At 35.2% G+C, this 19,892-nt stretch carries 21 protein-coding genes; 12 read left to right on the forward strand and 9 right to left on the reverse strand.

Annotated features, from left to right (window positions below; all coding sequences use genetic code 11):
* Nucleotides 1–940 (forward strand): TonB-dependent receptor plug domain-containing protein (locus QZ657_RS04380; RefSeq protein ID WP_291965227.1); only part of this gene is annotated, 940 nt, incomplete at its 5' end.
* A 2-nt stretch (nt 941–942) separates the two neighbouring features.
* The gene (locus QZ657_RS04385) at nt 943–2,361 is read left to right on the forward strand and encodes a DUF5074 domain-containing protein (RefSeq protein WP_291965229.1); all 1,419 of its coding nucleotides are present in this window, start codon (nt 943–945) and stop codon (nt 2,359–2,361) included.
* A 184-nt stretch (nt 2,362–2,545) separates the two neighbouring features.
* Here QZ657_RS04385 and QZ657_RS04390 read toward each other — a convergent pair whose 3' ends face one another.
* On the reverse strand, nt 2,546–4,015 hold the full coding sequence (locus QZ657_RS04390; RefSeq protein WP_291965231.1) for a S41 family peptidase: 1,470 nt from the start codon (nt 4,013–4,015) through the stop codon (nt 2,546–2,548).
* Between the two features lie 27 nt (nt 4,016–4,042).
* Nucleotides 4,043–5,578: a S41 family peptidase gene (locus tag QZ657_RS04395; RefSeq protein WP_291965233.1), complete on the reverse strand. Its 1,536-nt coding sequence runs from the start codon at nt 5,576–5,578 to the stop codon at nt 4,043–4,045.
* A 219-nt stretch (nt 5,579–5,797) separates the two neighbouring features.
* Here QZ657_RS04395 and QZ657_RS04400 point away from each other — a divergent pair, with 219 nt between their 5' ends.
* The 6 genes from QZ657_RS04400 to QZ657_RS04425 all read left to right on the forward strand — a co-directional run bounded on the left by QZ657_RS04400 (nt 5,798) and on the right by QZ657_RS04425 (nt 9,503).
* Entirely contained in the window at nt 5,798–6,307 is a 510-nt protein-coding gene (locus QZ657_RS04400) for an RNA polymerase sigma factor (protein ID WP_276472235.1), read from the forward strand.
* Entirely contained in the window at nt 6,294–6,731 is a 438-nt protein-coding gene (locus tag QZ657_RS04405; protein WP_291965235.1) for a hypothetical protein, read from the forward strand. Before QZ657_RS04400 ends, QZ657_RS04405 begins: the two co-directional genes overlap by 14 nt.
* Before the next feature lies 1 nt (nt 6,732).
* A complete protein-coding gene (locus QZ657_RS04410) occupies nt 6,733–7,287 on the forward strand; it encodes a DUF4252 domain-containing protein (RefSeq protein WP_276472237.1) in 555 nt (184 codons plus the stop codon).
* A 102-nt stretch (nt 7,288–7,389) separates the two neighbouring features.
* Nucleotides 7,390–7,932: a DUF4252 domain-containing protein gene (locus QZ657_RS04415; RefSeq protein WP_291965237.1), complete on the forward strand. Its 543-nt coding sequence runs from the start codon at nt 7,390–7,392 to the stop codon at nt 7,930–7,932.
* Between the two features lie 61 nt (nt 7,933–7,993).
* The gene (locus QZ657_RS04420; protein WP_291965239.1) at nt 7,994–8,533 is read left to right on the forward strand and encodes a DUF4252 domain-containing protein; all 540 of its coding nucleotides are present in this window, start codon (nt 7,994–7,996) and stop codon (nt 8,531–8,533) included.
* Between the two features lie 160 nt (nt 8,534–8,693).
* Nucleotides 8,694–9,503, forward strand: a complete 810-nt coding sequence (locus tag QZ657_RS04425) for a mechanosensitive ion channel family protein (RefSeq protein WP_291963178.1) — start codon at nt 8,694–8,696, stop codon at nt 9,501–9,503.
* A gap of 73 nt (nt 9,504–9,576) precedes the next feature.
* Here QZ657_RS04425 and QZ657_RS04430 read toward each other — a convergent pair whose 3' ends face one another.
* The 3 genes from QZ657_RS04430 to QZ657_RS04440 form a co-directional block, all read right to left on the reverse strand.
* On the reverse strand, nt 9,577–10,458 hold the full coding sequence (locus QZ657_RS04430) for a mechanosensitive ion channel family protein (protein WP_291963180.1): 882 nt from the start codon (nt 10,456–10,458) through the stop codon (nt 9,577–9,579).
* A 126-nt stretch (nt 10,459–10,584) separates the two neighbouring features.
* Complete coding sequence (gene purB / locus QZ657_RS04435; protein ID WP_291963182.1) at nt 10,585–11,928, reverse strand: adenylosuccinate lyase; 1,344 nt, start codon at nt 11,926–11,928, stop codon at nt 10,585–10,587.
* Nucleotides 11,929–12,057: 129 nt separating this feature from the next.
* Nucleotides 12,058–12,621 carry an adenylosuccinate lyase gene (locus QZ657_RS04440; RefSeq protein ID WP_291965240.1) on the reverse strand — a complete coding sequence of 188 codons (564 nt, stop codon included), beginning with the start codon at nt 12,619–12,621 and terminating at the stop codon, nt 12,058–12,060.
* Nucleotides 12,622–12,655: 34 nt separating this feature from the next.
* Here QZ657_RS04440 and QZ657_RS04445 point away from each other — a divergent pair, with 34 nt between their 5' ends.
* Complete coding sequence (locus QZ657_RS04445; RefSeq protein WP_291965242.1) at nt 12,656–13,129, forward strand: heme-binding domain-containing protein; 474 nt, start codon at nt 12,656–12,658, stop codon at nt 13,127–13,129.
* Here the strand turns inward: QZ657_RS04445 and QZ657_RS04450 are convergent.
* Nucleotides 13,098–13,784, reverse strand: coding sequence for an SIR2 family NAD-dependent protein deacylase (locus QZ657_RS04450; RefSeq protein WP_291963187.1), 687 nt, complete (start codon nt 13,782–13,784; stop codon nt 13,098–13,100). The two genes, QZ657_RS04445 and QZ657_RS04450, sit on opposite strands and share 32 nt — an antisense overlap.
* A gap of 49 nt (nt 13,785–13,833) precedes the next feature.
* Here QZ657_RS04450 and QZ657_RS04455 point away from each other — a divergent pair, with 49 nt between their 5' ends.
* Genes QZ657_RS04455 through QZ657_RS04465 form a run of 3 tightly spaced genes read left to right on the forward strand, consistent with a single transcriptional unit; the run spans nt 13,834 to nt 15,426 of the window.
* A complete protein-coding gene (locus QZ657_RS04455; protein WP_291965244.1) occupies nt 13,834–14,490 on the forward strand; it encodes a TrmH family RNA methyltransferase in 657 nt (218 codons plus the stop codon).
* A gap of 40 nt (nt 14,491–14,530) precedes the next feature.
* The gene (locus tag QZ657_RS04460) at nt 14,531–15,058 is read left to right on the forward strand and encodes an SRPBCC family protein (protein ID WP_291965246.1); all 528 of its coding nucleotides are present in this window, start codon (nt 14,531–14,533) and stop codon (nt 15,056–15,058) included.
* A 2-nt stretch (nt 15,059–15,060) separates the two neighbouring features.
* Entirely contained in the window at nt 15,061–15,426 is a 366-nt protein-coding gene (locus QZ657_RS04465; RefSeq protein WP_276472248.1) for a VOC family protein, read from the forward strand.
* 10 nt (nt 15,427–15,436) lie between these two features.
* Here QZ657_RS04465 and QZ657_RS04470 read toward each other — a convergent pair whose 3' ends face one another.
* The 3 genes from QZ657_RS04470 to QZ657_RS04480 all read right to left on the reverse strand — a co-directional run bounded on the left by QZ657_RS04470 (nt 15,437) and on the right by QZ657_RS04480 (nt 19,842).
* Entirely contained in the window at nt 15,437–17,128 is a 1,692-nt protein-coding gene (locus tag QZ657_RS04470) for an alpha-amylase family glycosyl hydrolase (protein WP_291965247.1), read from the reverse strand.
* Between the two features lie 51 nt (nt 17,129–17,179).
* A complete protein-coding gene (locus QZ657_RS04475; RefSeq protein ID WP_276472250.1) occupies nt 17,180–17,950 on the reverse strand; it encodes a carboxypeptidase-like regulatory domain-containing protein in 771 nt (256 codons plus the stop codon).
* A 74-nt stretch (nt 17,951–18,024) separates the two neighbouring features.
* Entirely contained in the window at nt 18,025–19,842 is a 1,818-nt protein-coding gene (locus tag QZ657_RS04480) for a DEAD/DEAH box helicase (RefSeq protein WP_291965249.1), read from the reverse strand.
* Nucleotides 19,843–19,892: the final 50 nt, after the last annotated feature.

A 19,892-nucleotide genomic window follows, 5' to 3' on the forward strand; every position in this document is an offset into this window, starting at 1 on the left:
TTACTCTTTTGGGAAGGTGTCTAATTTTTTAGCAAGATATTCTCTGGATTATAAGATTTCTAAATTTTTTAGACTTAACTCTTTTTTAGAATATAATAACTACAAAGGTGCGGGAGATAGTTTTGGAAGTCCAAAAAGGGATGATTTTTCTGCAACAGCCCTATTAAAACATATAATTTCATCTAAAGTAGTTTACAATTTAAGTGTTAGGCAAGACTTTTCTTCAGATTTCTCAAGTCCGTTGGTTTTTTCGTTCGATGGTAGCTATAATCTTACGGACAATTACCAGGTAAAGATAAATGCATCAAAAAACTTTAGGACTCCCACCTTCAATGATTTGTATTGGCAACCAGGTGGAAATTTAGAGCTTGTTCCTGAACAATCATACCAATTAGATTTTGGAAATATTCTAAAAATTGGTGCTGTCTCTATGCAATATAACGGGTATTATATTTCAACAAAAGACATGATAAAATGGTTGCCCGGTAATGAAGGGTTTTGGTCCCCGATAAATATAGATGATGTTGAAATTTACGGAGCCGAGGCAAAAATAGAAGCAAATTATTCTTTGGGTAAAGACCAAGAGCTAGGGATTAAGACAAATTATGCCTATACCGTCTCAAAAGATAAGAGTTCTAATGAACAGTTAATTTATGTGCCATTCCATACGGCAAACGGTTCATTGGAATATAGAATAGCGGACTTAAATTTGTTTTACCAGCATTTGTTTAATGGTTCTGTATCTATTGTTGGAGGGGAATTGAAAGAATATCAAATAGCTAATCTTGGGGCAACTTATACGGCAGATATATTGAAAACAGATATAAAATATACCATAGGAGTTACGATTAACAATGTGTTTAATACATATTACGAAAACGTAGCATTGCGTCCTATGCCCAACAGAAATATACAAACACAATTAATATTAAATTTTTAAAAATGAAATTGAAACACTTTATGTTAACAGCGGCTTTCGCCTCATTTATACTTACATCTTGTAGTGATGATGATGATATGCCAACACCAGGAACAATAGGAATAGCTACAACAGAAGATAGCTATGATGAGGGAGATGGAACAGTAGGAATAACTATCAGTACTACAAGCGTAAATGCTATGGATGTAACCATTAGTTATGAAGTAACAGGAACAGCCACAGAAGGGGAGGACTATCAATCTTTATCGGGATCGGTGGTTTTACCGGCAGGGGAAACATCAGTACAAGAGAGTTTAATTTTAATTGACGATACAGAGGTAGAATCTTCTGAAGAGGTAATTTTTACTATCACATCTACTAGTAATGAAGAGGATATTATAGGAGCTAATAGTTCTTTAATAGTAACGATTACGGATAATGATTCTTACCCATTTGAAAATGGGATATTGGTTTCTCATGAAGGTAATTTTATGCAAGGAAATGCTTCTATTTCTTTTGTTTCAGATGATTTAACGACAGTGGAAAATAATATTTTTAAAACTGTAAATGATGCAGATGTATTAGGGGACAATGCACAGAGTATGTCTTTTTATGAAAATAGGGCTTACATAATAATGAATGGTTCCCAGAAGATAGAAGTTGTAAATCGTTATACTTTTGAATCTGTTGCAACAATTGGAGGGCCAAGCGAGACAGATTTTTTAAACCCTCGTTATATGGCCATAGCTAACGGCAAAGGATATGTTACAAATTGGGGAGACGGATCTAATCCTGATGATGATTATGTTGCCGTGATCAACTTGGAAACAAATACGGTTGAATCTACTATTTCAGTAGCGGAAGGGCCAGAGAAAATTTTAGCGAAGGATAATACCATATATGTCGCGCTTCAAGGAGGGTTCAATCAAAATAACGGAGTTACTGTAATTGATGCTACAACGAATACGGTTACTACGACCATTACAGTTGGTGATCGCCCTAATTCTATGCAACTAGATGCTAGTGGAAATCTTTGGGTTTTATCAGGAGGAAATCCGTCTTGGACTGGAAATGAGACTGCCGGACAAATAGATAATATTAATACTACGGATAATACGGTTACAACAACGATGAATTATGAAGTTACGGAACATCCAGGTAATTTAGAAATTGATGGAGCTACTCTTTATTATTATTTTGGTGGGTCTGTGTATGCTATGGATACTACAGCAAGTGTATTGCCTACAACAGCAGAAATTGAAGGTCTTAGTTTTTATGATATGGCTGTAATTGATGGTAAACTTTATGGGGTAGATGCTAAAGATTTTGTCAGTAATGGTTCTTTGGAAGTTTATGATTTATCGGATAATACCTTATTGGCTTCTAAAACAGTTTCTATTATTCCAGGAGGTATATATTTAAATGAAACGGCAGCAAGATAAAATCTAATTAAAACATACAATTTTCAATAGTCTAAATAACAGATTATTGTAATATATATTAATTAAAAAAGCTGAACAATGTTATCATTGTTCAGCTTTTTTTAAATCGTTTCTGGCTTCAGGAAATCTTATATCTATAAACGTAATCTTAAAGCCAATGTTCTAAATAAAGTATGGGAATAAGTTAGAACTCCAAATCATAAACGGTATCATCCACCATCTTATCGCTCATTAAACTATTTTCCTTAGAACTGCTAATTATATTGATAGGGTATTTCACCGTATAATCACGTTTGCCCGTAGCACTGGTAATTACTTCGATCGCTTTCGCCAGTAACGGTTCATTTTCTTCGCCTAAAATACCAAGATTGCTATAATCCTCTTTTAATTCATAATCTGGCTGTAAACCGCTTGTAAAATCATAAAAACCATCGGCATTTTCATTTCTACCTATTAAAGGTTGAATGGCCCATTGATTATCAGGATTTATGTTGTTTACCCTAGATGGAGTGTATAGATATGAATTATCACGGTCATCAACTAAGGTAGTTGAGAATTCATTTTTTCCTCTAGTTACATCACCGATCTGAATAACATCTATATACGGCTCTAAACTGTTGATCAATAACTCGCTCGCAGATGCTGAACTTGATGAAGTAATTACATAAAGTTTGGTCAATTCTAAAGAGTTAATGGTTTCACCGTTTACCTTGTCGGCAAAGTAAACCTCTAATTGGCTATCGGCGAATTGCTCTTGTAGTCTATCGTTATATCGCTTTCTTAAAAATAGATCAGAGGTATTGGTACCGTATATCATACTTGCCAATAAGCGAGTAGTATTTACTGAGCCACCAGGGTTATAACGTAGATCCATTACCAAATTGGTTATACCGGCCGATTTTAAATCTTTTATGGCAGAGTATAGGTCATCGTCATATTCATTGGTAAACTGGTTATACACTATATAACCAATGTTTTCACCGCCAATAGTAAAAGATTTTGAGAGTAAAACAGGATTCTCTGCCAGCCCCTCTTCTTTGGTAAGGGTAATTTCTTCATCATTCGGTATAATGTTACCATTAACAAAATCGGCCATATTCAAGGTGTATGTGTCGTTTTCACCGAACAATAAGTCTATGTAATTTGATGTTGTAAGTGTTTCGCCGTCAACACCCGTAAATAAATCACCACGTTGAATATCTGCTAGCGTAGCATTTGAGTTTGGTACAATGTAACGAACAAAACCAAAAAGTTCCTCACTGTCCTGTAAACGTACCAATCCAAATTCTAAACCGTTACTCTTAGAAATACCGGCTAGAGAATTGGTTAGCTCACGGTAATCTTCGTTATAGAAACTAAATCTATCTTGAATAAACTGTAGTTTATTTTCAAAGAAAGCGGCAGGGTTATCCTCAGAATCAAGAAAAGCGGTGTATTCAGCTCTACCTTCATCTGTGTTTTCAAAACGGTCATCTGCCAAATCATCCACATTTGCTTGCCAGAAATACCAAAAGTTCATGGCCTTCCACATAAAATCTTGCACTTCAACATCTGCTGAACCATCTGGATTAACAGTGTTCGGCAATGATAAATCATCATCTTTAGAACACGAGAACGCAATTGCAGCAACTAATAATACTAATATCTTCTTCATAAATAGGGAAACTGAAATGTTTTCAATTTATTTCTTTTCAGCTAAAGGAATTTTATTGGTAGGTACACTATTGTTTAATAGCAATACTGCATTTCGTGGGTCATGAAGTTTAGAACTTGAAACTACGTTGGCTGGTAATTGTACTTCAAAACTAGTTTTACCGCTAACACCTGTAATCTCTTGTATAGCTCTTGCAAATAACGGTTCATCGGGATTCCCTAGAACACCTAAATTAGTTACATCTTCAGGAAGTTCAATATCTGGTACCAAGCCATCTACGTAATCGGAGAAACCTGCACTGTTCTCAACTCTACTTATAATTGGCTGTAGGCCCCATTGTACGTTCGGGTTAATGTTGTCAACATTTTCAGGACTATATACATTGCCGTTCTCTGGGTCATCAACAAATAAGAGCGATCCTTGATTTTTGCCGACAGTTGTACCGCCAATATGCACAACCTTCATGTAAGGAGCCAAGCCCACCATGACCAATTCGCTTGCAGATGCCGATCCTTCTGTGGCAATGATGTAGACACTGTTTAAATTTAAGGTGTTTAACGGGGCATTGGAATTATCATCATTGGTTCCTGTAGTACTTACAAAAAAGTTATCGGTAAAATCACTGTCAAGCTGAGCCTGTATTTTAGCGTTGTAGATAGTTTTAAAAAGCAAATCAGACGTATTGGTTCCTTTAATTAAACTAGCTAAAACTGCAGCAGTTGAGCCTCTTCCTCCTAAATTATACCTTAAATCCAAGACCAAATCATTTACACCTTGAGATACAAAATCGGCAAAAACGGCATTCAATTCATCTTCTGTACCAGAAACAAATTGATTATACATTAAATAGCCAATTTTTTTGTCACCAGAAGTAATTACATTGGTAACGTGAATAGGATCTTCTTCTAGACCTTCGGTTTTGGTCAAAGTAACTTTTTTGGCACTGGTCATGATACCGCCATCAACAATTTCGGCCATGTTTAGCGTGTAAGTATCGTTATCGCCAAAAAGTAAGTCTAGGTTATTGTCTTCTGGATTTTCTCTATTGGAATATAATGTCTGTCCATCTACCCCAACAAATAAATCACCTCTTTTGATGTCTTTCGTAGAAGCATCGGAATTTTTAACAACGTATTCTACAAATCCAAATACTTCATCAGAATCTGATATACGCCCCAAACCAAATTGTAGTCCATTGCTTTTAGAAACACCTGCAGAATTATTGACTAGATCGGTATAATCATCGCTGTAAAAAGTAAACCTGTCTTCTGGGCTTAATAGTTTATTCTCTAAAAATGCCTCGGGATCTTCGTTTTCAGCTAAATATTCTTCATAGGCCGTTTGTGTATCAAAACGGTCATCTGCCAAATCTGGCACATCACCTTGCCAGAAATACCATAAATTTAAGGTTTGCCAAAAAAAGTTTTGGACTTCAATATCAACTTCTGCGATTTCTTCTTCGGGAGTTTCAATTTCTTCTTCTTCAATAATAGTGTCATCATCATTGTTGCAAGATGTAACAACGAATCCTAAACAAAGGAGGGACAAGAAAAATTTTTTCATAGCTTTTTTAAATTATAATTTATAATTAAGAATATTCAACTAAAGGAACATTCATTAATATACTGAAAATAAACATTTAAGTAAGTACGTATATAATTAGTATAAGGATGTTAAATTTACTTACAAGTCGTTTAAATAAAAATTAATTGTAACAAAAATCGTTGAGTATCGTCTTCTTTTTGTAAACCGTTAAGAAAGTTTACGAACAGCCAAACCAAAATGAAACAAGCGGAGTTTTTAAATACTGTATTACCATTTAAGGATAAGTTGTTCCGTATGGCCAAAAGATTATTGGTGTCTACGGAAGAAGCAGAAGATGCAACACAAGAGATATTAATTAAGTTGTGGTCCAAAAAGAATAAGATGGAGAGCTATAAAAATGTAGAAGCGTTTGCCATGACCATGACCAAGAACTTTTGTTTGGATAGGTTAAAATCTAAGCAAGCCGGTAATTTGAAATTGGTACATACAAATTATACGGATGCTAGTACATCTCTTCAAGGTCAGTTAGAAGCAAAAGATAGCATCAATTGGGTAGAACGAATTATGGAAGAATTACCTGAACAACAAAAAATGGTATTACAATTAAGGGATGTTGAACAGTACGAATATGAGGAAATAGAAAAATTGTTGGATATGAAACCTACGGCCATACGGGTAGCTTTATCAAGAGCCAGAAAAACCGTTAGGGAAAAATTAATGGAAAAGCATAATTATGGAATTGCATAACATAGAAAAATTAATAGAAAAGTATTTTGAAGCAACTACAACGGTTGCTGAGGAAGAAACGCTTAGAACGTATTTTTCAGGGGATGATATTGCTCCTCATTTAGAGCAACACGCACCTTTGTTCAATTACTTTACAAAAGCAAAAGAAGAACGCTTTACAAAGCAGGTGCCATTAAAACCTAGAATAAATTATTTGAAATGGGTATCCGTTGCAGCAATAGCAGTCTTTATAGTAGGGTTATATTTTTATCGACCAACACCGGCTCCGGTTACTTTAGCAGATGAGTATACACCAGAGGAGATAGCATCTGCAAAAGAGGCATTAGCCTTATTGGCAATGAATTTCAATAAAGGTACAGAACAATTAAACCATTTAGAGGAATTTGAAAAAACAACGAATAAATTTTTAACGAAAAATAATTAAAATGAAAAAGATATTAGTATTGACACTTTTGGTGTTAGCCCCTGTAATCACTAATGCTCAAGATATATTTGAGAAATATGAGGATAATGATAAGGTAACCTTTGTTGCCATGCAGCCAAAAATGTTTCAAATGTTGGGTAAAATGAGCGTAAGTTCAGACGATCCGGAGGCAAAAGAATTTTTTGAGCTCGTTAACTCTATTACAAGTTTTAAAGTAATAACTACTGAAGACGCCGCAATTTCAAAAGACGTGGATAGTTGGGTAACGAACAGACTTAAAAGCTCATCTTTTGAAGAGCTTATGAGGGTTAGAGATGGTAGTTCTAATGTGAAATTTTATGTTAAAGAAGGTAAGGATAGTGATCATGTAAAAGAACTTTTAATGTTCGTAACCGGTTTAAAGGATATGGATATAGATGTCAATGGTAAGAAATTGGAAACGGTATTATTATCCTTGACCGGGGATATAAATTTAAGATCGGTATCCAAATTGACCGAAAAAATGGATTTACCAGGTGGCGATCAATTGGGCAAAGCCGCGCAAAAAGGTAATTAAATATATAAGATAGAGTCTATTTTATTTTAGGCACTCTTTAAAATTAAAATCAATTCATCAATCGCCAAAACCTAATAGGGTAGCGGCATAAAATCAACAATCATGAGAAAAGTAGCAGTAGTATTTTTAATGGCAATTTTACCCACATTGGGTTTTTCACAATCTGTATTCGATAAATATGAAGATATGGATAATGTAGGGTCGGTAATTGTAAACAAAGGAATGATAGATCTAGTTTCTAAATTCGGTAGTATGAGTGATGATGCCGAAGCAAAAGAATTTATGGAAGTTGCCAGCGGATTAAGAAACGTTAAGGTCTTTATGACAGAAGATTCATCTGTCTCTGCAGATATGTATTCAACAGTCAAGAAATATCTTAAGTCTTCTAAATTAGAAGAGTTAATGAGAGTTAAGGATGAAGATGTCAATGTAAAGTTTTATGTGAAAGACGGTAAAAGGAAAGACCACGTGTCAGAATTATTGATGTTTGTTAGTGGTTTGGAAAATGTAGAAGTAGGGCACAACGGAAGAAAGTTGGAGACTGTTTTGGTGAGTCTTACCGGTGATATCGACTTAAATAAAATAGGTACACTGACCAGTAAAATGGATTTGCCTAAAGATTTGAACAAGGCATCAGGAAAGTAATAATGATTTATAAAGGTTTCCTTTAATTGGGAGACCTTTTTTCTAATTTTAAAAACATAGTATGAAAAATTTATATTGGGTAATAATGATGGTAATTGGCTTTGCCATTACATCGTGCTCGTCAGAACAGAGTTTGCAACAGTATTATATTGCAAATGCAGAAAATCCTAATTTTATGTCTTTTGATTTGCCTTCCAGTCTTTTAGATTTAGATAGTGCAAATTTGACAGAGTCTGAGAAAGAAGCTGCTTCGTCATTAAAAAAGCTAAACATTCTAGCATTTCAGAAAAAAACTGAGAACGAGGCAGATTATTTAGTTCAAAAAAAAGCGATTAAATCAATATTTAAAAGTGATGATTTTAGTGAGTTAATGAAAATGAATACCCCTTTTGGAAAAGCGACTATACAATTAAAAGGTGATGATGATAGCATTGATGAACTTGTTATTTATGGGGACAATGATGAAAAAGGCTTGGTTTTAGTGAGGGTGTTAGGGGATAATATGAATCCGGCTCATTTAATGAAATTAATAAAAACCATAGAAAAATCTGATTACAAAGGAAAAGGATTGGAACAACTTGGAGATTTAATAAAAGGTTGAGTTAAAGGTCTATTTAATTTAAATACAGCCCGTTACGTAATTGTAGCGGGTTTTTTTGTTTTTAAAATTTTAGTAAAGCTCTTTTTTTATGTGACCAATCAAGAAAATCTGTGTCATAATAAGTGAGAATATATACAAACAACCTTAACAAAATTTTAAAATGGAAAACGCAGAAGTATGGATTGACAAAGGGATTGACTTTGTTGTAGAATTTGGACCTAAAGTTATAGGTGCAATCTTAATTTACATTATTGGTTCATGGATTATCAAGAAATTGATCGGAGTCGTAAATAAAGGAATGACCAAGCAAAATTATGATGAATCCCTTAAAAAGTTTTTACTGAATTTAGCAAAGTGGGCACTTACAATCTTCCTAATTATTACAGTTATTTCAACCTTAGGTGTTGAAACCACAAGTTTTGCAGCAGTTATAGCGGCGGCAGGTTTGGCAATTGGTCTTGCACTCCAAGGATCTTTATCTAATTTTGCAGGTGGAGTTTTACTTATCATTTTTAAGCCATATAAAATTGGAGATTTAATTGAAGCGCAAGGTGTACTTGGCAGTGTTAAGGAGATTGAGATTTTTACCACTAAATTAATTACACCAGAAAATAAATTAGCAATTGTTCCTAATGGTGCAATGGCAAACGGTAACATTGTAAACTACACTGCAGAAGGTAAAATTAGAGTTGACACAACTGTTGGTGTAGATTACGGTTCTGATCTGCAAAAAACAAAAGATGTGTTATTGGCAATGTTAAAGGCAAATCCGCAAGTATTACAGGATCCTGCTCCATCGGTAAACGTATCTGAATTGGCAGATAGTTCTGTAAACTTGGCAGTACGTCCTTTCTGTAAGCCAGAAGATTACTGGGATGTATATTTTGCTACAATAGAAGGAACTAAGAAAGCGTTGGATAGTGCAGGAATTGAAATTCCTTATCCTCATGAAGTTCAAATTAATAAATAGAGTCTAGTTAGTTAGTAAAAAGCCCGTTGAACTTGCTCAACGGGCTTTTTTAATTTTATTCGTTAATAGATTTTTAATCTCTTGCAATCTGTAGGTTGTTTTTTCCGAAGTCCAACGTTCTGATTGGGAAAGGAATATTGATATCGCGTTCATCAAAGTGTTTCTTGATAATTTTTATTGCTTTATGCCTTGCGGCATGTTCTTGTTTTGCATTAACGCAATCTGTCCAAAAACGTACCATAAAGTTAATTGAGCTATCGCCAAATTCAGTAAAAAAGAATTCTACATTCTCGTCATCATTCTGTTTAAAGTTGTCATTGATAATCTTTACGGTTAAATCTTCTACCATTTGTAAATCACTTTCATATCCCACGCCACAATTCACGAATATTCTATTCCTATTGTTCATGGAGTAATTGGTAAAAGAACCATCTATAAATTTTGAATTTGGAATTACCACAACGTTATTGTCCGGCTGTTTAAGAATAATATTTCTAAGGCTAATTTCTGTTACAAAGCCAGAAACTCCGTCAGCAGTAATATAGTCGTTGATTTTAAGCTGCGGCATAAAAGAGAGTATAAGTCCGCCAAAAGTGTTGCTAAGCGTTCCTTGCAATGCCAGGCCAACGGCAAGTCCAACAACACCTGCACCTGCAAGTATGCTGGTTAAAACCTTGTCTAAATCCAAAACACCTAGGGCAATGAAGAATCCAATTAAAATAATGGATACAAAAACTACTTTAGCAATTATTTCTTGAATAGAAACTTGATGTATTTTTTTTAAAATAGTTTTTTTAAGAAGTTTGCGAATTCCCCTGGCTAGAAAATAAAATAGGACCATTACCAAAATCGCCATAGCGAGATTTGGTAATTTTAATACGATGGCCTCTAACCAGCTATCTAATTTATCCCATAGATTACTTACCGATTCTTCAACTGAGAAATTAGTTTGCATACAATTTTAGTTTTACGTTCGCTTGTAATATATACGTTGCGAGGCACAAACTAAAACGCATATCGCCCAAAACGGGCGATATGAAGTATTTGAATTAAAGAAAATTTTTAATGCATTAAAACTGGCTTAAATACCGGTATAATTACTAGGAGATATTTGTTTTAATTCGTTCTTTATTTCGTCGGAAACTTCTAGTGTATCAATAAAATTAGCAATAGAATCCTTATTTATTTTTTCGTTTGTACGTGTTAGTCCTTTTAAGGCCTCATATGGGTTTGGATAACTTTCACGTCTTAAAATTGTTTGAATAGCTTCTGCTACAACAGCCCAATTGTTCTCTAGATCTTGCTCAAACTTCTCCTTGTTCAAAAGTAATTTGTTTAGACCTTTAAGGGTAGATTGAAAAGCAATAATGGTGTGTGCAAAAGGAACACCAACATTTCTAAGTACGGTACTGTCTGTTAAATCTCTTTGCAGTCTAGAAACTGGTAGCTTGGATGATAAGTGCTCAAATATAGCATTTGCTATACCTAGGTTACCTTCAGAGTTTTCAAAATCTATTGGATTTACCTTATGTGGCATTGCAGAAGAACCAACTTCTCCGGCTTTAATTTTTTGTTTGAAGTAGTCCATGGAAACATACGTCCAAAAATCGCGATCAAGATCTAAAATAATTGTATTAATACGTTTTAGACCATCAAATAATGCCGCTAAATGATCATAATGTTCTATCTGCGTAGTTGGAAATGAATGGTGCAACCCTAACTTTTCTTGAACGAATTTCTGTCCAAAAGCTTTCCAATCTATAGATGGGTAGGCTACTAAATGGGCATTGAAGTTACCTGTTGCACCACCAAATTTAGCTGCGCTAGGTATATCGTTCAACAAATTGAATTGTTCTTTTAGACGTGCAACAAAAACCAAAACTTCTTTACCTAAACGAGTAGGTGAAGCTGGTTGACCATGTGTTCTTGCCAACATTGGTATTTCTGACCATTCCAAGGTCAACACATCTAGTTTCTCTAGTAATTCAAAATATTGCGGTACATAAACGTCATTCATAGCTTCTTTGATAGAAAGCGGAATAGCGGTATTGTTAATGTCCTGGGAAGTTAATCCAAAATGAATAAATTCCTTATATTCAGAAATGTCCAATGCGTCAAATGCCTTTTTTATAAAATACTCAACTGCCTTAACATCATGATTGGTGATTTTCTCTATATCCTTTATTTCTTGGGCATCTGTAGTAGAGAAATCGGTATATATTTTTCTTAATGCATCAAATTTAGATGAATCAAAAGAAGAAAGTTGTGGCAATGGTATTTCGCAAAGCGCTATAAAGTATTCTATTTCTACTCTTACTCTATATTTAATTAGTGCTTCTTCAGAGAAATAAGCGCTTAATGATTTGGTTTTAGAGCTGTAACGACCATCTATTGGTGAAATGGCATTTAATGCGTTAAGAGACATAGTCAATGGTTAAATTAATAAGCGGCAAATATACCTAATCGCATTAAAGTTTAAAACCTATTCAGCCTTAAGTTATGGTCAAATAGAGGCATTTAATGAACAATTGATGTAAGTATTAAACAAGTTCGGTTATTTCTCCAAGACCTTCAAGGTCATTCTTGCACGTGCCTTGTAGGCGGCGCTACCGTTTTCATAACTTTGTTTTAAAATTTGCTCCAGTTCTGGGTGAATCCACTTTATGCTTCTTCCGATCAAAAGCAGGGTAGTCATTGAATATGCTTTTGGTGCTACCTTATGATTGCCTATAAGCCAATCGAAAGCAGATTCCGTGATAATATTCAGCTGATTGTCAGATAAGGTCTTTGGTGATGTTTTCCCTTTATTAGGAAATTCGTTTATGGCTAAAAGTTGACAAATTTTTGATATGGGGCGTATAGAGGATTCTAGCGTAATATATTTTAAAATTTCTAAAAAAGAATTCATGTTCAAATAAATCAGCTGTAAATCTTTTTTGGCAATATATTCTAATACCCAAGCCGCTTTGCATGAAATGGGTTCGATATCATCTTTTATTATTTCAATAAGAATAGGAAATAGCTTAGGGTTTCCATCAATTTTAGATGCCATTTTACTACGGTTTTCTCTAGAAGCACTAACATAATTCAATGCTTCTTTAAGCTCTTCCTTTGTCATAAAATTGTATCTTTATTTCTCATTTCCCCCAAATATGAAAGTAATAAAAAAAATTGGCCTAGTAGTTGTTGTTGTATTTATAGCAATGCAATTTTTCAGTCCTACAAAAAATACTGCCGCTGGCAATCATACATCGGCCTTTATTACCCAAACCAACCCTACACCAGAGCTTAAAAATCTTTTTGAAACATCTTGTTACGATTGCCATAGTAATAATACAAAATACCCGTGGTACAATAATATAGCGCCTATTTCATATTTGCTTGCAGACCATATTAAAGAAGGAAAAGAACATCTAAACTTTTCTGAGTGGCAAAATTATTCTTTGGATAAGAAGGATCATTTGTTAGCGGAAATAGAAGAAGAAGTGGTTGATGGTAAAATGCCATTGTCTCAGTATACACTGTTTCATAAAGATACAGAGCTTACCCCCAACGAAGTAGTTAATTTGGTAGAATGGGTAAGACAAACTAGAATTATTTACCAATTAGGGAAGCAACCAAATTAGGAGTTCCTTTTACTGCAGTTTTAGCTATAATGGTTAAATTGTTTTTTTTGGATTTTGAGATGGCGGGTTTTGGGTCTATAAAATAGATGGGCGTTGTGCTATCTACAAAATCAATTAAACTTGCAGCAGGGTATACTTGCATTGAAGTGCCTATAATAATCAAATAATCTGCTTTTTCGGTAATTGAAATCGCATCTTCTAATAGCGGTACGGCTTCACCAAACCATACAATGTGTGGTCTCAATTGATATCCGTTTTTACAGGTGTCGCCCAATAAAATATCATTCTTTTGATCTAAGATTTCTGTGGTAGAATTTATACTTCTAGCTTTTAATAATTCTCCATGTAAATGAAGTACTTGAGAGCTGCCTGCACGTTCATGTAAATCATCTACATTTTGGGTGATGATATGAACATTAAAATTTGCTTCTAAATCAACTAAAGCCTTGTGTGCCGCATTGGGTTCAACGGTAAGTAATTGTCTTCTTCTTTGATTGTAAAATTCTAATACCAATTCCGGATTTTTTTGAAATCCTTCTGGCGTAGCAACTTCCATGACATCATGGCCTTCCCATAAACCGTTGGAATCTCTAAAAGTTTTTAATCCGCTTTCGGCAGAAATACCGGCTCCGGTCAATACCACAATATTTTTCATATTAAAGTTCTAAATATGTATAAAAATATACTTTTCTTATCTTGCTCCCATGGTTGATATGGAGCTTTTAGCATATTTAGAAGAATTTATTTCAGAAAATAGGAAACAACGATTTATAGATGTTTTGACAGAACGCACAGATTATTTGACCGTTGCGATTGAAGATGTTTATCAAATGCACAATACAAGTGCGGTAGTTAGAAGTTGTGAATCTTTTGGTGTACAAACGGCACATTTGATAGAAGCCAAAAATGGTCAGCATTTAGATGATGAAATTGCTATGGGAGCCCAGAAATGGGTAGATATCAATAGATATCAAAACTCGGAACAAGCAATTGCTTCTTTACGAGAAAAAGGATATAAAATTGTAGCTACCAGTCCGCATGCAGATAGTTCTTTATTGCAAGATTTTAAACTAGATGGAAAAACAGCTTTATTTTTTGGGACCGAGAAAAGTGGGTTAAGTGATTATGTACTAGAAAATGCAGACGCCTATTTGAAAATACCCATGGTAGGTTTTACTGAAAGTCTTAATATATCTGTTTCCGCGGCTATTATTCTGCAACATTTAACCTCGCAATTAAAAGCTTCGGATGTAGCGTGGATGTTAACAGAAGAAGAAATGTTGGAAAGAAGGTTAGATTGGACAAAGAAGTCCATTAAGAGTATTGATGACATTTTGGAAAGATATAAGTCTGATAATTAATTTTTTGTTAACTTGTTCATCAACAACTAATTAACTGAAAATGTATACCGTATTAATAATTCTTGGAGTAATTGTGGCGTTGATCGTTTTTCTAGCGCTAATAGCTCCTAAAAGTTATCACGTTTCTAGAAATATAGAATTAGAGCATCCGCCGGAACAGGTTTGGCCTCATTTAAAGTTTTTAAAAAAACAGCAAGAATGGTCACCATGGGCAAGAAAAGACCCTGATATGGAGCTTACTTTTACCGGAATTGATGGTGAAGTAGGGGCTACCAGCCATTGGAACGGTAATAAGGAAGTAGGTGAAGGGGAACAAGAAATTACAAGAATTGTAGAAGGTGAACGAATTGAACAAGATTTACGATTTTTGAAGCCCTATAAGTCGCAATCTGATTGTTACATGAATCTAGAATCCTTAGCTGAGGGTAGAAGTAAGGTAACTTGGGGATTTTCTGGAAACAACAAGTTTCCTATGAGTATTATGATGTTGTTCATGTCCATGGATAAAATGGTTGGAAAGGATTTTGAAGCCGGGCTGGAGAATCTTAAAACTAATTTAAATAAATAAATATGATAGCATGGTTTGAAATTCCTGTAGCAGATATGGAGCGAGCCCAAAAATTCTATGAGTCTATTTTAGATGTTTCCATTACTGTGAATAATTTTGGGGAATTTGTAATGGGACTTTTTCCGGATAAACAAACCGTTGGTCAGGCAAATGGGGCTTTGGTGCAACATGCACAGTATGTGCCCAGTCTTACTGATGGGGTGCTGGTGTATTTGGCATGCGAAGATGCTTCAACAGTGTTGAACAAAGTTGAAAAAGCAGGAGGACAAGTATTGCAGACCAAAACCGATATTGGTGAGGGGCATGGTTTTATGGGGCTTTTGAAAGATACGGAAGGTAATAAGATAGCCGTTCATTCAAATTCTTAATGTTCTACCATTAACTTTTAAGTTCTAAAAGGGCAACCTCAAAATCATTTTCTAAAATAATGTTGGCGTTTTTGACCATAACTTCAGTATTGGAATAGCGGTCATATAGCTTGGTGCCATCTCCAAAAATTCCTTTTACTGAAATTACTTTTTTGCCTTTTGGTAAATCTAATCCAATTACAACTTTATCTACAAATTCATTTTTGGTAAAATATCTGCTAAACACATAAGGGGCTTTTGAAATTCTTTTATGAATTCCTGCTCCTATTGCCGGGTGATCATTTCTAAAAGTACCTAGCTTCTGCCAATGGGCTAATGTTTCCTTAGTTTTGGGCAAGCTGTCCAGTTCTTCCCAATTCATGAAAGAACGTAAGGTGGCATCACCTTCTGTACCTTCAATGATTAAGTTTCGGGCAGTTTCATCGCCATAATAGATTTGTGAAGCTCCCGGTGTTAGTAACAACACGTTGGCAGCTCTTATTGGGTCGGTTCTTTCTTGGTCAAATGGTTGGCCGTCGTCATGAGAGGTTAGGTAGTTTAAGACACTTTTGTTTTTGAATTTTGTATGCAACAGTTTGCTATATTTCGTAAAAATTGTTTCATAATCTTTTTGTGCATCTGTTTTTAACTCAAAGTTGATAAGACTTTTAAATCCATTATCAAAATAGTTTACCTTTTTGTCGCCAAGGTCAAATTCTTGTCCGCCAGAAATACCATAGTTATATACTTCGCCCACCATATAAAAAGGGTTGTCGTCCAAAACTTTGTCTTTGTTTTTCTTTTTCCAAAGCTCAAAAGCCAATGCAGCTTCTTTGTATAATTCTGCCCAAGAGTTTTCATTGGCATGCTTAACGGTGTCAACCCTAAATCCATCCACACCATATTTATTAACGTAATCCGTCAGCCATTTAATAATGTAAAAGCGAGGAGCTCTTGGGTATCCAGTTCGGTCAAAAAATAATTCAAGTTCTTCAAGCTCTTCACTTAACCTACCTTCAGTTTTCCATTTTGCAAGTAGGGCATCAGGTAAATTTACGGCGGCATCAGATTCCGTTCGTATATCAGGAAGGTTTGCTACCAAGGTACAAGCTGTAGTGTTTTCATAGGTAGTAAACTCACAAGTAGGAGAGGTGCGCACCCATTCTTCTGGCCAAACGGGGTCTTCTTCGGTAACAGGACCGGTGTGGTTTAGAACAACATCCAACAAAATTCTAATACCGTTGTCATGGGCTGTTTTTATTAACGTATCCAAGTCTTTGTCCGTACCAAAGTTAGGGTCAAGGGTAGTCCAGTCTTTTGTCCAGTAACCATGGTAGCCATAAGTATTACCAGTGCCTTCATCCGTAGCGCCGTGTATTTGTTCTACCACAGGTGTAAACCAAATAGCATTTACGCCAAGGTCCGTAAAATAGCCTTCGTTGATTTTATCGGTAATACCTTGAATATCTCCACCTAAGAAACCTCTAAGTTTTCCGGTTTCTTCATCTCTTTCAAAATTTATATCATTGTCCGTATTGCCGTTATTAAAACGATCGGTAAGAAGAAAATATACAGTTGCGGCTTCCCATTGAAAATTGGGGTTCTTTTTGGAGATTTCTACTGCATCGTTACTTGTGGCAATAGTTTCTGATTTTTCTTTGCTTTTTGGTTGGCAAGAAATCAATGCTATAAAAAATAGCCCTAGTACTAATACATTTTTCATTTCCCTGTTATTTGCAATAAAACTATAACAAGGATTCCATTTTAAAAAATATTATTTCTTTCTATTAAGAACTTTGTATTCCTCATAACAGCTACTTATGGCGTCAAGTATCTGAAGGTCATTGGCTGTAGTTATAAAAGATTTGGAATAATTGCAGTTATTTAAAATATCCTGAATGTCCACTTTTTCCAATTGAAGGAACTCCGTAAGTGTTTCCCTGTCAAATTTAGAGGCGAGAAGATTGCGAATATCGTCATCTTCCCTCATTTGTCTAAGCTTGCGCATTTGTGCAGGTTTTTTGCCAAAGAGGTTTCGCAGTAAGTCTGCAGGATTTAGAATAGCGCCCAACACTTTTGTTACGGCACTTGGATTTTTGTTGCCGCCTTCATAGCTCACGCCTAAGCCAGAGATACTATATTGGTAGGCATTGTTTATTGGTAGGTTCTTTACATCGATCTCAAGATATCCTGTAAGCTGATAGGGTCTAACAATAACCTCTTCAAGAGCATATGCAAGCTCGGTAAGTGCTATTTCTGTATTTTCAAACTTGAACATATCGTTGGTAACCCTAACTTTTTGAGATTTAAAGCCTAGAAAAGAAAAGTATAACGTGTCGTTTACAGCTGCGGTTATTGAAAATTCTCCTTTTTCATTGGTAATTGTTCCAAAAACTTGATTAAGATTTACAACGTGAACACTCTCTAAAGGCTCGTTGGATTGCGCATTAATAACAACGGCTTTAAGTTTTTGACCTTCTTCGGTTTCCTGTGAGAAACCTAAAAAAGATAACAATATAAGTGCAAGCGATAATAAATATTTCATTCTATTGACAGCATTATTAGGTTGCAAACAAAACAAAAAAAATACGCCGAAGCGTATTTTTAATATACAATTAACTAAAAGAAATCTCCCTTTCTTTTATTACTACGTCTTTTTCCGGAATTAGGAGAGCTAGATTCACTACGTTCGCGTCTTCTTCCTTTTGACTCGCCGCCATCTCTTCTACCTCTTCCGCCACGGTCATCATCTCTTCTGCCTCCGTTTCTTTTTCCTCTAAAACCGCCACCGCCGCTTCTGCGTCGGTTACCGCCGCCACCGCCAGGGTTTTTGGAAACTTCAACGTTTACAAATCTACCGTCAACCTTAAAGTCGGTAAATTTATCTAAAATTTGTTGGGTTACTCCAGCTTCGGTATTAAAGAAAGAAAAACTCTCTTTTACATCAACTTTAAAAACATCTTCTTGGCCCAGACCAACAGTATCCCTGATGAAGTCTTTTAAAGACATCCAGTCATAACCATCTCTTTCACCAACATTAACGAAATAACGTACGGCGCCACTTGTTGGTATTTCGGCTCTATCCCTTCCTTCACCACGATCTCTGCTGTTATCGGAAGAATTCAAATCTTTAGACTTGTTGTAATAGTTAAAGAATCTAGTAAATTCTACAGAAACTATTTTCTTGATCAATTCTTCGCGATCAATACCTTCTAAGACATCGTTGATGGCGGGTAAATAGGCATCAACATCTTCATTGATCTCGGTGTCCTTAATTTTATTAGCTAAGTGATATAGTTGAATCTCACAGATTTCCATTCCTGTAGGAATTTTTTTAAGTAGAAATTTCTGATTGATCTTATTTTCAATAGCTCTAATTTTACGTTGCTCGCTACGGGTAACAATAACCATTGAAATACCGGATTTACCAGCTCTACCGGTTCTACCGCTACGGTGTGTGTAAGTTTCGATCTCATCTGGTAATTGGTAATTGATAACGTGTGTAATATCATCAACATCAATACCACGTGCAGCAACATCAGTAGCTACAAGCATTTGAATTTGCTTTTTACGGAAAGAGTTCATTACCAAATCTCTTTGGTTTTGACTTAAATCTCCGTGCAATGCGCCGGCATTGTAACCGTCTTCAATCAATTTTTCAGCAACTTTTTGAGTGTCACGTTTTGTTCTACAGAAAATTACCGAGAAGATATCAGGATTGGTATCAGCCAATCTTTTTAGTGCAGGGTAACGATCTCTACCACCAACAACATAATATTCATGTTGTACGGTAGATGCCCCGGAATTTTTTGCTCCCACTGTAATTTCTTGTGGCGAGTGCATGAATTTCTTGGCAATAGTTGCAACTTCTCTAGGCATAGTTGCAGAGAACAACCATGTAGATTTATCATTAGGCGTACCGGAAAGAATTTCTTTAATATCTTCCATAAAGCCCATGTTCAGCATTTCATCTGCTTCATCTAGAACACAATAGTCAATTTTAGAAATGTCAACAAGACGTCTGCTGATCATATCTTTCATTCTACCTGGGGTAGCTACAATTATTTGAGCGCCTCTTTTAATCTGTCTTGCTTGTTCTGTAATACTTGCACCACCATAAATGGCAACTACATTGATATTACGTTCGTATTTTGAATACGCTTGCATTTCTTTCGTGATCTGTAAGCAAAGCTCACGAGTAGGTGATAATATTAAACCTTGTGTGGTTCTACTGTTACTATCAATTTTTTGAATTAATGGAAAACCAAATGCTGCGGTTTTTCCCGTACCTGTCTGCGCTAGGGCAACTAGATCCGTTTCACTTTCCAATAAAATTGGGATTGCTTTTTCTTGTACTTCTGATGGGGTTTCAAAACCCATATCAGTAATAGCATCTAATAAGGACTTTTCTAGTCCCAGTGCTTCAAACTTTGTCATAAATATGTTATACTAAATCGCAAATATGAATGTTGCATAGAGCGATTATC

It is taken from the genome of Maribacter sp., assembly GCA_020629415.1.
GTDB classification, from domain to species: domain Bacteria; phylum Bacteroidota; class Bacteroidia; order Flavobacteriales; family Flavobacteriaceae; genus Maribacter; species Maribacter huludaoensis.

Excerpts from the sequence above, each read along its gene's own strand:
- QZ657_RS04405 (WP_291965235.1), top strand. The coding sequence starts at position 6,294 with ATGGAATTGCATAACATAGAAAAATTAATAGAAAAGTATTTTGAAGCA.
- QZ657_RS04450 (WP_291963187.1), bottom strand. The coding sequence starts at position 13,784 with ATGAAAAATATTGTGGTATTGACCGGAGCCGGTATTTCTGCCGAAAGC.
- QZ657_RS04470 (WP_291965247.1), bottom strand. The coding sequence starts at position 17,128 with ATGAAAAATGTATTAGTACTAGGGCTATTTTTTATAGCATTGATTTCT.
- QZ657_RS04455 (WP_291965244.1), top strand. The coding sequence starts at position 13,834 with ATGGTTGATATGGAGCTTTTAGCATATTTAGAAGAATTTATTTCAGAA.
- QZ657_RS04385 (WP_291965229.1), top strand. The coding sequence starts at position 943 with ATGAAATTGAAACACTTTATGTTAACAGCGGCTTTCGCCTCATTTATA.
- QZ657_RS04430 (WP_291963180.1), bottom strand. The coding sequence starts at position 10,458 with ATGCAAACTAATTTCTCAGTTGAAGAATCGGTAAGTAATCTATGGGAT.
- QZ657_RS04465 (WP_276472248.1), top strand. The coding sequence starts at position 15,061 with ATGATAGCATGGTTTGAAATTCCTGTAGCAGATATGGAGCGAGCCCAA.
- QZ657_RS04480 (WP_291965249.1), bottom strand. The coding sequence starts at position 19,842 with ATGACAAAGTTTGAAGCACTGGGACTAGAAAAGTCCTTATTAGATGCT.
- purB (WP_291963182.1), bottom strand. The coding sequence starts at position 11,928 with ATGTCTCTTAACGCATTAAATGCCATTTCACCAATAGATGGTCGTTAC.
- QZ657_RS04425 (WP_291963178.1), top strand. The coding sequence starts at position 8,694 with ATGGAAAACGCAGAAGTATGGATTGACAAAGGGATTGACTTTGTTGTA.
- QZ657_RS04415 (WP_291965237.1), top strand. The coding sequence starts at position 7,390 with ATGAGAAAAGTAGCAGTAGTATTTTTAATGGCAATTTTACCCACATTG.
- QZ657_RS04460 (WP_291965246.1), top strand. The coding sequence starts at position 14,531 with ATGTATACCGTATTAATAATTCTTGGAGTAATTGTGGCGTTGATCGTT.
- QZ657_RS04420 (WP_291965239.1), top strand. The coding sequence starts at position 7,994 with ATGAAAAATTTATATTGGGTAATAATGATGGTAATTGGCTTTGCCATT.
- QZ657_RS04440 (WP_291965240.1), bottom strand. The coding sequence starts at position 12,621 with ATGACAAAGGAAGAGCTTAAAGAAGCATTGAATTATGTTAGTGCTTCT.
- QZ657_RS04390 (WP_291965231.1), bottom strand. The coding sequence starts at position 4,015 with ATGAAGAAGATATTAGTATTATTAGTTGCTGCAATTGCGTTCTCGTGT.
- QZ657_RS04400 (WP_276472235.1), top strand. The coding sequence starts at position 5,798 with ATGAAACAAGCGGAGTTTTTAAATACTGTATTACCATTTAAGGATAAG.
- QZ657_RS04410 (WP_276472237.1), top strand. The coding sequence starts at position 6,733 with ATGAAAAAGATATTAGTATTGACACTTTTGGTGTTAGCCCCTGTAATC.
- QZ657_RS04475 (WP_276472250.1), bottom strand. The coding sequence starts at position 17,950 with ATGAAATATTTATTATCGCTTGCACTTATATTGTTATCTTTTTTAGGT.
- QZ657_RS04395 (WP_291965233.1), bottom strand. The coding sequence starts at position 5,578 with ATGAAAAAATTTTTCTTGTCCCTCCTTTGTTTAGGATTCGTTGTTACA.
- QZ657_RS04445 (WP_291965242.1), top strand. The coding sequence starts at position 12,656 with ATGAAAGTAATAAAAAAAATTGGCCTAGTAGTTGTTGTTGTATTTATA.